This window comes from Lysinibacillus sp. FSL R5-0849 (assembly GCF_038595075.1).
In the GTDB taxonomy this organism is placed as follows: domain Bacteria; phylum Bacillota; class Bacilli; order Bacillales_A; family Planococcaceae; genus Lysinibacillus; species Lysinibacillus fusiformis.
This window is the reverse complement of record NZ_CP152004.1, coordinates 4,579,583-4,591,389: the sequence shown is the minus strand read 5'-3', so window position 1 is coordinate 4,591,389 and position 11,807 is coordinate 4,579,583. Positions and strand designations below refer to the sequence as shown.

Here is an 11,807-nt window from a genome sequence, read left to right as displayed (position 1 = left end):
TTTGAAAGAAGAGCTTTCAATCATAAATTTTCAATTTATCACTTTTAGAGGCTGGTATTTTAGCTTTTCTAAATCCTTGATATATATCAAATGCATTGGCTAAAACAGCAATGCACATACTGGCAAGTAGGATCTTATCTATAATAGAGGAGACCTTTGCTGTGTTGCTTTCTACGATTGCGGCAATGTACGGAATGGAGGCACTATGGATAAAATCTTGATGAACAGCGATGACAATAAATACAATAGTTCCCGCACTTTGAAGCAATGCATTGATGATAGCAATCGTCATGGTCCATTGCCCCGTACGCCATTTTAAAAATGTTAAAGTAAGACTAAGAATGACACAGAGCATAAAGAAAAGAGCATAGGATTGTAAAATATTTTGATTAAAGATTGGCATAACAAACTTTAAGCTACCATTCCCATTTGTTGTATATATACCTAAAAGACGATTGGCATTCCAATAAACAAAGGTAAAAATAATAATCCCTACAAAGCTAAAAATTATATCACTTAAAGTGATGAGTTTGTCTTTAGGAATGTTTTTAATGTTTAAACTTTCAGGTGTCCACTCCTTAGGGTCATTCAGGAAAGGCAATATTTGAATTTTATCCGTATTAGAGCGTTCGATGACGATGAAAAAAATGGTGATCCAAAACAAAACATGAAATGATACAGAAATAATGGCCACAATCGTCATGGAGAATGCTGAAATGATAGTGGAGAGCAAGGCTTCTTCTCCTGAATAGAGGAAAATTCTCTGAATTACTTGAACAATGATCGTTATAAAAATTGCCCAAGGAAATACGAGTTTAATGGTTCTAGTGTATAGATCAAACACGTTTGGACCAATTAAATAACGTGGCGTATCTTGATAGCTTGCTGCCACTTTTGCAGGGCTACCAAGCTTTTTTAGCACTTCCATTATATCTGCTTCTGAATATGGCTCTGGCAACATATCTTCAATAGTAGCTTTTAGCTCAAGCTTTATGTTTTCACGTTTATTTTTATGTAGTTTTTTAGATACTTCATCGATATACGCATCAATTAAAGTCATTTCTTTATTCCTCCTTTAATCATGTTCATTGTTCATTTATATGACGTGGTAATATATGTTATTATGGGTGGAAAATGAATATGAACGTCATATCATACTTTGAAAATGGAGGGGAAACAATGAGAGTGGTAGAGAGATTAGTAAAAGAGCAAGATTTTTTAACTTTTGCGAGTATCGTTGTAGGAGCCTACCCTGGAAGAATGAACGGAGCTCAGACAACAAAAGAGCAGTTAAAAAATCTTTTTATGGATAATCAGAATCATGATGAATCCCTAAATTATTTTGGACTTTGGGATGATGACAAACTAATTGGCGGCATGCGATTACATGATTTTCAAATGAACCTTTTCTCTAAAATGATACCGATTGGCGGAGTAGGGCTTGTTGCAGTTGATTTACTACATAAAAAGGAAAAAGTTGCGAAGGAGTTAATCCATCAATTCTTTCACTTTTTTTTAGCAAAGGATATTCACTTTGTCGCTTTGTATCCGTTTAGGCCAGATTTTTATAAAAAAATGGGGTTTGGATATGGACCGAGAATGTATCAATATTTAGTAGAGCCCTTAAGCTTTCCTAAAGGCCCAACGAAGAAGCACCTTTCATATTTAACAGTGCAAGATCAACAGCAGCTAACAGATTGTTATAACAGGGTAGCGTCTCAAAAGCATGGAATGTTTCTCAAAACAAAATCAGAGCTTTCCTTTATTTTTAAAAACGACGAAAACTATGTGATTGCGATGAAAGAGGATGATACCGTACAAGGCTATATCGTTTTTTCATTTGAAAAGCAAGGTGAGAGTAATTTTATGTTGAATAATTTAGTCATTAAAGAATGGATATATGAGACACCGCAGGCATTGTTAGAGCTGAGTACATTTTTAAACAGTCAGGCAGATCAAGTAAACCGCATTGAGTGGAATACACAAGAAGACAATGTTCATTTCTTTTTAGGCGATGTCAGAAATGGTACAAATCATTTAATTCCTAGTGTTTACCATGAAAATGCCGTGTCAGGGGTTGGACTGATGTACCGCATTATTAATGTAAAAGGTTTTTTTGAAGAGTTAACGGCACACCATTTTAATGGTGTAACACTGACATTTAAATTAACAGTTTCGGACTCATTACTTGCTGAAAATAATCAGCAACTCATTATCGAGGTGGTTGAAGGCACGATGAACATTATTGAAAGTGGTCACTATGATGTGGAAGTAGTTGTAGATGTGGCTGAGCTTTCCTCACTGGTAATGGGAGTCATAACGGTCCAAGAACTGTATATGCTGCAGCAAATAAAAATCAGTCAGGAGCAATATCTACAGGCTTTACAGCAATTTTTCTTTGTATTTGAAAAACCAAAATGTACGACGGCGTTTTAGAATAGTTGTGCTGGGCTAATGTTCCTTTTTCATAAATAGAGATGATCGTGTCGGTCTTTCAAGTGGTGTAATATTAATAATAAAGTAACTAATGATGAGTATGAGAATAATAACTGAATAAATTAACGTATTAAGAGGATGATCGTGCTCAACGATAATTAATCGAATCATAGCTGTGATACCTATATATATAAAGTATCGAAGCGGAAAATGATAATCCTCTTTAAAATATTTAATAATCATCGTAATGAACTCAAAGTACAAGAAAAATATAAGGATGTTGGCAAGGAATAGCTTGTAATCGCCACCTTCCTTAGAGAAAAGCAATATTTTAAGAAATTCTATTAGCTCCTTAAAGAGTAAAAACGCTAGTATGAGTGCTAAGAGGACTAGGCAAACATTCAGAAAAAGTTGCAAAGACTTTGGTACAGCTTTAATGAGCTGTATATAGGTTGAATTTTTTTGATTCATATAACTCCTCCAATCGTATTTGTATAGTGAGCCTAAACATATTTATCATATGGCAAAATACGAGTGTATTATGATATGAATATAACAAATTGTCGTAAATCTTTCTTTTAGTAATTGTAAAGTTTTGGTATTTTTGCGAAAGAAAGTTTTTAAAATAATTTAGTGGTATGCTAAAATAGATGTGCATGAATATAAAATTTAAAAGGGGTTTTTGAAATGGCAAAATCAGCAAAAACAGATGCGAAAATTACACCAGAGCGTTTAGAAGAAGCGTTAGTTGTTCGTGATCGTCTTATTATCGAACTACTTGTTCAAGTACTTGATGAGAAGCTAGTAATTGAACGCCCAGTATTACGTGAGCGTGTAGGAAACCTTGTTGATCTTTCTAGCTATGATGCAGAACTAAAGGAAACAATCCACGCAGTTATTAACAAACTATAATGAAAAGAAGAATGCTACGACCAATTCGTAGCATTCTTTTTTATAGGATGTCACATGTCATGTAAAGCGTTCTACTAATTCATACATGCGCTCGGCCTCTGTATGGAGCTCCTGTGAGGAGTGCATGATAGACGTAACGGCTGACTTTTGTTCATCAATGGATGCATTAATTTGTTCTGTTGCAGCAGCAGATTCTGTGGCCACGCTTGCTATTTCGTTAATAGCATGAATGACCACTACACGGTTTTCTGCCATTTCACTCATACCCTCATTAAGAGAAACAAGGTGCTCGGTTATGTCCTGAATAGAATCGGCTAGGAAAGTAAAAGCTCCTTTTACTTCTGTAATCGACATTGCCTGACTTTGTGAAAGCTGAAGAGTGTGTATCATTTTTGTATCTGAATTGACCGTATCAATCTCAATGCGCTGTAATAGATTTTTGACACGATTAGTAGCTTCATTTGTATCCTCTGATAAATTTCGTACTTCTTCTGCTACTACAGCAAATCCTTTACCGTGTTCACCTGCACGAGCTGCTTCGATACTTGCATTTAGCGCTAATAAATTTGTTTGCTCTGAAATGGAAGTTATTGTTTGTACTACTTGATGAATTTCTTTCATCTGGCTTGTTAAACTTGAAAAATTAGTTCTTAACTCTTCGATTACTTGCGTGAATTCATGAGAATTTTGCAGTAATAGATCTACTTTTTGTCTACCATTTTCTTGTGATTGATTAATAGTATTCATATTTTCGGTAATGTCATTATATTTACTTGTAGCATTGGAAATCAGAGATGATAGTGTTTCCACTTTACTACTAGCCATTTCTGCCTCCTCTGCTTGCACAACAGCCCCTTTAGAAATGTCGTTGATAGCTTGATGGATTTCATCAGCTGAGGCGGTCGTTTCCTCTGTAATCGCACTAAGCATTTCTGAAGAAACTCTCATTTGGGAGGCACTGTCCTTTGTATTGTTGACCATCTCATGCAAGCTTTGCTTCATATTATTGACATTCTTCGCTAGTGTGCCAAGTTCATCCTTTGTCGTAACGGGAATGTCCTCTCCTGTGAGCTTACCTTGCGCAATATCCGATGTGATCACCATAATTTTTCGTATGTAGGCGGTCATCTGTCCAGAGAAGAACCAAAAAAGCATGACACCAATTATAGTAGCTAGGATGGTTGTACCAAATGTGTAATATAAAACATTTTTAGTGCCTGCATTAAAATCCATTTCATATGTACCAGCCGCGATGATCCATCCCCAATGCTTGTCCATTTCAACATAAGTAATTTTTGGAGCAATAATATCTGGATTGGAGGGTAGTGCCCAGTCATACCGCACATATCCGCCACCTGCTTGTGCCGTTTCAATCATTTCCTTTACAAAATAGCGTCCATCACTCGTTTGTAAGTCGGATATATTTTGACCTTCAAGAGAGGGGTGTGTTTCAACCATACCATTATCCTTAAAGGCATAGAAATAAAAATTATCACCGTATTTTACAGGGTTATCGATAGATCGCTTTTGATCTTCAATTTTATTACCAACAATCTGTGTTCTGGCACTTTCCTGTGCTTCTTCTAATGTTAATTTTCCATTTTGAACCTGTCCATCTAATTGTGCAATTAATTCAAGTATGCCTAGTGTGCCATTCTTAAGACTTTGTCTACCTACCTGATCCATCTCGCCTTTTGCTACAAAATAATTCACTGTTCCAACCAGCACTGTAGATATGAGAATAACAATAATGGCTAAAGCGACCAACTTATTACGCACTGATTTAATCATAGAAAAGACCTCCGTTCCTCTAAAGTAATACAGTATAGTTATAGTATAATATAAAATTATCTAATAAAATAGAAAATTCTGATAATAAATAGAGTATTTTGTTTTGTATTGTAGGCACGGTGTTTATAAAGAAATGGGGATAATGAAATGATCTAAAAAAACCCACTTCAGATTGTTCTGTCCTGAAGTGGGGTTGTAACGTATTAGTACACTTTATCGCCATTGAAGATAGAGTTTTTCACGATTACATAATCAACATTTCGAATAGCTTCTAACTTTGTGCCACCTGCATAAGAAATAGAAGATTGTAAGTCTTGCTGCATTTCAATTAATGTATCTTTAATGCTTCCTTTATGCTCAACATACATTTTCTTTCCTTCGACGTTTTTACGTTCGCCTTTTTGGAATTCTGAAGCAGAGCCGAAGTATTCTTTTACCTTTTTACCCTCGACTTCGATTGTTTGACCAGGTGACTCTTCGTGACCCGCGAATAAAGAACCGATCATCACCATTGAAGCGCCAAAACGTACAGACTTAGCAATATCACCGTGTGTACGAATACCACCATCAGCAATAATTGGCTTTGTAGCAGCTTTTGCACACCAGCGAAGTGCAGCTAACTGCCAGCCACCTGTACCAAAGCCTGTTTTAATTTTAGTAATACAAACTTTACCTGGTCCAATTCCTACTTTTGTCGCATCTGCCCCAGCGTTTTCAAGCTCACGTACAGCTTCTGGTGTTCCCACGTTACCAGCAATAACAAAGCTATTTGGTAAGTGTTTTTTAATATGCTGAATCATACGAATAACAGCATTAGAATGGCCATGTGCAATATCAATTGTAATGAAATCAGGTACTACATTTGTAGCTGCTAATTCTTCAATAAACGCATATTCTTCTTCTTTTACACCAACGCTAATAGAAGCAATTAGACCACTGCCATGCATATCTTGAATAAAGTTGATACGTGCTTCTGGTTGGAAGCGGTGCATGATATAAAAGTAACCGTTTTCAGCCAGCTTCTTAGCAAGAGTTTCATCAATAATTGTTTGCATATTAGCAGGTACTACAGGAAGTTTAAAAGTATGCCCTCCTAAAGTAACGGAAGTATCACATTCTGAACGGCTTTCTACGATGCATTTTGCGGGAATTAGTTGAATATCTTCATAGTCAAATACGTTATCCATTATATACACTCCTAAAATACGAATATTTTTAAAGATTTATTTTAAATTGTTCGCCATTTGGTAATTTACATGATTTTTGAGGAAATGTCAAAGCTTTTGCTAAAATAAATAAAAAATTTGAAGATAAGGCTATATTTCTTATGATATAGATGAATTATTTATCTTTTAGTTTGTGTTATGATTTATAATCCATGTACAATATAATTGTTTCAAAAAATGTCAAGGGAGTGTTGGAAATGGCGGTAGAGGTATATTTAATTTTTAACGGGAATTGTCGAGAAGCTGTAGCGTTTTACGAAGATGCTTTTAGTACGGACAAGGCTGAAATTATGACGTTTGGGGATTCACCACAAAACCCTGATTATCCATTACCAGAGGAAGCAAAAGATCTTGTAATGCATACACGACTTTCCGTATTCGGTAGTAGAATTATGTTCTCAGATACATTTCCAGGCTCACCATATGCGGTTGGAAACAATGTTACATTAGCAGTTGTTTCTGATGATGAAGAGCAGATGCGAAAAGCATTTGATAAGCTTAAAGATGGTGGGAAAGTTGTTATGGAGCTTCAAGAAACTTTTTGGAGCAAATGTTACGGCTCCCTTACAGATAAATTTGGTGTAGAGTGGCAGTTTAGCCATGAGGTAAATGAATAATTAATACAATTCAAAGCACGGTGATCATTCACCGTGCTTTATTTTTAGTAATGAAAACGATTGACATAGCCCTGTAATTCATCCGCCATATCGAGTAATGCTTTAGAAGATGATGCGATTTCCTGCATCGAGGACAATGTTTGTTCAGTTGAAGCGGCTACTTCTTCAGATGCTGCTGCATTGAGTTTAGCATGATCCGACAGTTCAATGGCCGTTGCCGAAACCTCTTCCACTACAGCAGACATTTCCTGAGCAGAAGCAGATATATCCTCCATTTTAGGAGCAATGTTTCGTAAGCTCTCAATAATACTTATAAATTTCTTCTTTGTGTCCTCAGACAGCTGTAAGCCCTCTTGGACATCTGCAGAAGCCTTCATCATGGTTTGAACAGATTTAGCCGTATCTTGTTGAATGCCTGTAATTAGCAAGGCAATTTGCTCTGCTGACTGATGAGATTGTTCTGCCAATTTACGTACTTCATCTGCCACAACTGCAAAGCCTTTGCCATTTTCGCCAGCTCGTGCTGCTTCAATCGCTGCATTCAAAGCAAGAAGATTTGTTTGGTCTGAAATGTTACTAATAATTTCGATGATGGAGCCTATTTCTTTTGTACGATCGAATAGTGATTTAATCATGCTATCAGACTGTGCTACAGATTCATGGATGGATACCATTTGATTCACCGATTGTTCGACAGATTGTCCACCCTCCACTGCTAAATGGATAGCCTGACTGGATAAATCAGAGACTTGTAGTGCACTATCTGCTACCTCTACAACTCCTTTTGCAATTTCCTCTATGGAAATAGCATTTTGATCGATTCCTGTTGTTTGTTTTTCTGTACTAATAGCTACTTGCTGCATTGCCTCTGTCACTTGTTCAGAAGCAGCGATATTCTGCTCAGCATTTGCTGAAAGACCTTGTGCAGCAGTTTGAACATGCTGAGAGCTTTGATCAACATTGCGAATGAGCTTTTTTAAGTTTACTTTCATGGAGACAAATGCCTCACCAAGCTGTCCAATTTCATCCTTCGTATGAATATCAATATATTCCGTTAAATCCCCATCACTTATTTTAAGTGCGCTCTGCTGTAATCGCTTAATAGGGCTAACAATGGATTTAATCATAGCAAGCATAAAAATAATGCCAACAATGATGGAAACTGCAATGATTAGTAAGGTGATATTAAAGGTTGCGGAGGCAGCATCTGTAGCCTCTACGGTAAACATTGTTCCGATAACCTTCCATCCTGTCAGTTCGTTTGTCTCAAAGCGTAAATGACGGCTTTTTTCAATAATGATGCCTTCCTGTTGTTCATAAACCTTGGATATATATTTTTCTGTAGCTTCGGTTCCGCTTTCTTTATCCCTTTGTGCTACATATAGCTGATTACTGTCCAGTATGGCCGCAAAGCCAGTTTTCCCAATACGTGTATCATCTGTTAGTGCACTTAGAACAGAGATATTTAAATCTAAGGCAATAACACCTGAATCATCAGGGAGAGCTTGCATAACGGTCACTACGATATTATTTGTAGATTTTGATAGATAAGGAGAAGTAATCGATGCATGTCCCTTGTTTTCAATCGCTTCCGTATACCAAGGTCGAACACGCGGATCATAATCACTAGCATACTCATGGACAGGTGCATCAATCATGCCACCATCTGCAGTACCTATATATAGCAATTCTACCTCCGGATGTGTATGAACATATTCTTGGAAAAGATTATTCAATTCCTGACGATTCTCTGGCTGTAAATGAGATAGATTTAACTTTTTTGCAAAATATTCAATATCATGTACTTTAGGCGCAATCATATTTGTAATATTGGTATTAAGCATTCTGACACTTTCCATAGCACTTGCTTGTTGCTCATTTAAAATTTGACTTTTAGTACTTTTAAAGGAGGTATAGCCGATCATAAGTGCAGGAACGAGAAGGATGACTAAAAATGCAAAGATGAGTTTCTTTCTTAAGCTAAGTTGTTTCATAGGGTATTCCTCCTTAATAAGTCATGATTAGTTTGTAGATCATGGGACAACGAAGGCTAATGATGGTTGTACATGGAATTAGTCTTTCATGTTGTAATCTGATTCTAAGAGGAAAATGGAGAATAATCAACATAATTTTCTGAAAAATCTGGAAAATAAAGTTATGTTTTGGGGATATTTAAAGAAAAATGTCCTATTTTGTAGTATTAGACAAAAGAAAAATCTGGGCTCACGAAGTGCTGAACCCAGATTTTTAAATGAGGTACCTTAATAGTGAAAACGATTTACATGACCCTGTAATTCATCAGCCATATCAAGTAACGTTTTAGCAGCAGAAGCTATGTCCTGCATCGAGGATAAAGTTTGTTCAGTTGAAGCTGCAACTTCCTCTGTAGCTGCTGCATTTAATTTAGCATGGTCTGATAGTTCAATGGCTGTAGCAGAGACTTCCTCCACAACTGCTGACATTTCTTGAGCGGAAGCCGAAATATCCTCCATTTTTGGTGCGATGTTTCGAAGGCTTGCAATAATATTCGCAAATTTTTTATTCGTTTCCTCCGTTAGTTGTAAGCCTTCTTGGACATCTGAAGATGCTTTTACCATTGTTTGTACAGATTTAGCGGTATCTTGTTGAATAGTTGTAATGAGTGCAGAAATTTGTTCTGCTGAGTGATGTGATTGCTCTGCTAACTTTCGAACTTCGTCAGCCACTACGGCAAAGCCTTTTCCATGCTCTCCTGCTCTTGCTGCCTCTATAGCAGCATTCAGGGCAAGTAAATTTGTTTGGTCTGAAATCGCACTAATCAATTCCAAAATGGAGCCAATTTCTTTTGTGCGATCATAAAGTGTCTTAATCATTGTATCTGATTGTGTAACAGACTCATGAATCGAATTCATCTGCCTAACGGTTTGTTCGACAGCTTGACCGCCTTCCTCTGCCAATTGGATAGCGTGGCTAGAAAGATCAGATACCTGCATAGAACTATCTGCAACTTCCACAACCCCTTTAGCAATTTCCTCCACGGAAATCGCATTTTGGTCAATAGCAGTAGTTTGTTTCTCTGTACTGATAGCCATCTGTTGTACGGCGTCAGCAACCTGCTCAGAGGCAGCAATATTTTGCTCAGCATTTGCAGATAAATCTTGAGCAGATGTTTGTACATGCTGCGAGCTTTGGTCCACGTTGCGAATCAGTTTTTTTAAGCTCACCTTCATAGAGATAAAGGCTTCACCAAGTTGTCCAATTTCATCCTTAGAATGAATATCTATAAACTCAGTTAAATCGCCTTCACTAATTTTTAAGGCGCTATGTTTCAGCTTATTGATTGGATTAACAACAGATTTAATCATAAAGAGCATGAAAATCACACCAACTACAATTGAGACAACAATGATTATTAAGTTGATATTTAATGTGGAGGCAGCTGCTTTTGCTGCTTCTGCGGTAAACATTGTACCAATAACCTTCCAACCTGTAAGCTCATTAGTAACAAACTGTAAATGACGATCTCTTTCAATAATCGTCCCGCTTTCTTGTTCATAAACTTTCGCGATATAGTTTTCTGTTGCCTCAGTACCACTTTCCGTATCAGGCTGAGCAATATAGATTTTATTGTTATCTAAAAGAGAGGCATAGCCTGTTTCGCCGATGCGTATTTCATTCGTAATGTCGCTTAATGTAGAGATATTTAAATCTATTCCTATTACACCTGAACCATCTGGTAGAGCTTGAGTGATGGTAATGACAATATCGTCTGTAGATTTTGAAACATAAGGTGCGGTAATTGAGACTTGGCCATTATTTTCTAAAGCCTGCTTATACCAAGGTCTTGTACGAGGGTCAAAGTCATCCGCATACACTTGAACAGGTTCATCCAGTAGTTTCCCGTCAGCAGTACCAATATAAATAAGGTCAACTTCAGGGTGCATATTCACATATTCCTGTAGAAGGGATTTAAGCTCAGGAATTTTATTTTCCTGCAAATAAGATTGATTAAACTTTTTTGAGAAATATTCCACATCTTTCAATTTTGGTTCAATCGTGTTCGTAATATTTGTATTGAGTATGCGCACGCTTTCAGTTGCACTAGCTTGCTGTTCTTCTGAAATTTGCTTTTCAGCGCTTTGGTACGACACTATTCCAATTAACAGTGTTGGAATGAGAAGCATTGCTAAAAACGAAAAAATAAGCTTTTTTCTGACACTTAGTTGTTTCACTTGTATTATCCTCACATAACATTTTTTATTCTATACTTTTCCCTATAAGGTAAATAATTCTCATTCTAACAGAAATAAAGTAAAAGGTAAGCCCTAATAGATATTATTATCAATTTTTAGAAATTTCGCTAAACAGATTTGTTAGAAGCTATATAATGCTTTGATTTGTTGTATACTAAATTCATAAAAGAGGAGGGGATAGAGTCATGATTCATCAAATTGGACAAGTCATGTTATATGTTAACGACCAAGATGCTGCAGTGAAATTTTGGACAGAAAAAGTAGGGTTTATTATTAAAAACGAGCAGGAAGAGGCGGGAATGCGTTGGATTGAAATTGCACCGTCGAAGGAAGCTCAAACATCCTTTGTGCTACACAATAAAGAAATCATTGCTAAAATGCAGCCAGAATTAAATTTAGGAACACCCTCTATTATGTTTTACGCTGACCAAATTGAAGAAATGTATCAGGATTTTCAGGCAAAGGGCATTAAAGTGGGCGATTTAGTCATGATGCCAATGGGTAGAGTTTTTAATTTTGCTGATCCAGAAAGCAACTACTTTGCATTAGTTGAAAAATAATAATAAATGAATGAATCTGCTTATTTTTGTCGT

Annotated in this window: 10 protein-coding genes; 4 read left to right on the top strand and 6 right to left on the bottom strand. The window is 36.5% G+C overall.

The window, feature by feature from the left end:
• Nucleotides 1-16 precede the first annotated feature (16 nt).
• Nucleotides 17-1,060 carry a hypothetical protein gene (locus tag MKY80_RS22840; RefSeq protein WP_008177858.1) on the bottom strand — a complete coding sequence of 348 codons (1,044 nt, stop codon included), beginning with the start codon at nt 1,058-1,060 and terminating at the stop codon, nt 17-19.
• An 80-nt stretch (nt 1,061-1,140) separates the two neighbouring features.
• On the opposite strand from MKY80_RS22840, the gene MKY80_RS22835 reads away from it, so the two are divergent.
• Nucleotides 1,141-2,436: a GNAT family N-acetyltransferase gene (locus MKY80_RS22835; protein WP_237068903.1), complete on the top strand. Its 1,296-nt coding sequence runs from the start codon at nt 1,141-1,143 to the stop codon at nt 2,434-2,436.
• A 15-nt stretch (nt 2,437-2,451) separates the two neighbouring features.
• On the opposite strand, the gene psiE is transcribed toward MKY80_RS22835, so the two are convergent.
• Complete coding sequence (gene psiE / locus MKY80_RS22830; protein ID WP_008177855.1) at nt 2,452-2,907, bottom strand: phosphate-starvation-inducible protein PsiE; 456 nt, start codon at nt 2,905-2,907, stop codon at nt 2,452-2,454.
• Nucleotides 2,908-3,123: 216 nt separating this feature from the next.
• Here psiE and MKY80_RS22825 point away from each other — a divergent pair, with 216 nt between their 5' ends.
• Nucleotides 3,124-3,348: a hypothetical protein gene (locus MKY80_RS22825; RefSeq protein WP_008177853.1), complete on the top strand. Its 225-nt coding sequence runs from the start codon at nt 3,124-3,126 to the stop codon at nt 3,346-3,348.
• A gap of 57 nt (nt 3,349-3,405) precedes the next feature.
• Here the strand turns inward: MKY80_RS22825 and MKY80_RS22820 are convergent, their stop codons facing one another.
• Nucleotides 3,406-5,139, bottom strand: coding sequence for a methyl-accepting chemotaxis protein (locus tag MKY80_RS22820; protein ID WP_008177849.1), 1,734 nt, complete (start codon nt 5,137-5,139; stop codon nt 3,406-3,408).
• 203 nt (nt 5,140-5,342) lie between these two features.
• Nucleotides 5,343-6,326: a GMP reductase gene (gene guaC / locus MKY80_RS22815; protein WP_008177848.1), complete on the bottom strand. Its 984-nt coding sequence runs from the start codon at nt 6,324-6,326 to the stop codon at nt 5,343-5,345.
• 236 nt (nt 6,327-6,562) lie between these two features.
• On the opposite strand from guaC, the gene MKY80_RS22810 reads away from it, so the two are divergent.
• Nucleotides 6,563-6,982 carry a VOC family protein gene (locus tag MKY80_RS22810; protein WP_025116510.1) on the top strand — a complete coding sequence of 140 codons (420 nt, stop codon included), beginning with the start codon at nt 6,563-6,565 and terminating at the stop codon, nt 6,980-6,982.
• A gap of 44 nt (nt 6,983-7,026) precedes the next feature.
• Here the strand turns inward: MKY80_RS22810 and MKY80_RS22805 are convergent, their stop codons facing one another.
• Both MKY80_RS22805 and MKY80_RS22800 read right to left on the bottom strand, forming a co-directional pair.
• Entirely contained in the window at nt 7,027-8,976 is a 1,950-nt protein-coding gene (locus tag MKY80_RS22805) for a methyl-accepting chemotaxis protein (protein ID WP_089986425.1), read from the bottom strand.
• 267 nt (nt 8,977-9,243) lie between these two features.
• Nucleotides 9,244-11,193 carry a methyl-accepting chemotaxis protein gene (locus MKY80_RS22800; RefSeq protein WP_089986424.1) on the bottom strand — a complete coding sequence of 650 codons (1,950 nt, stop codon included), beginning with the start codon at nt 11,191-11,193 and terminating at the stop codon, nt 9,244-9,246.
• A 206-nt stretch (nt 11,194-11,399) separates the two neighbouring features.
• Here MKY80_RS22800 and MKY80_RS22795 point away from each other — a divergent pair, with 206 nt between their 5' ends.
• Nucleotides 11,400-11,774, top strand: coding sequence for a VOC family protein (locus MKY80_RS22795; protein WP_008180639.1), 375 nt, complete (start codon nt 11,400-11,402; stop codon nt 11,772-11,774).
• The last annotated feature ends 33 nt before the right edge of the window (nt 11,775-11,807 follow it).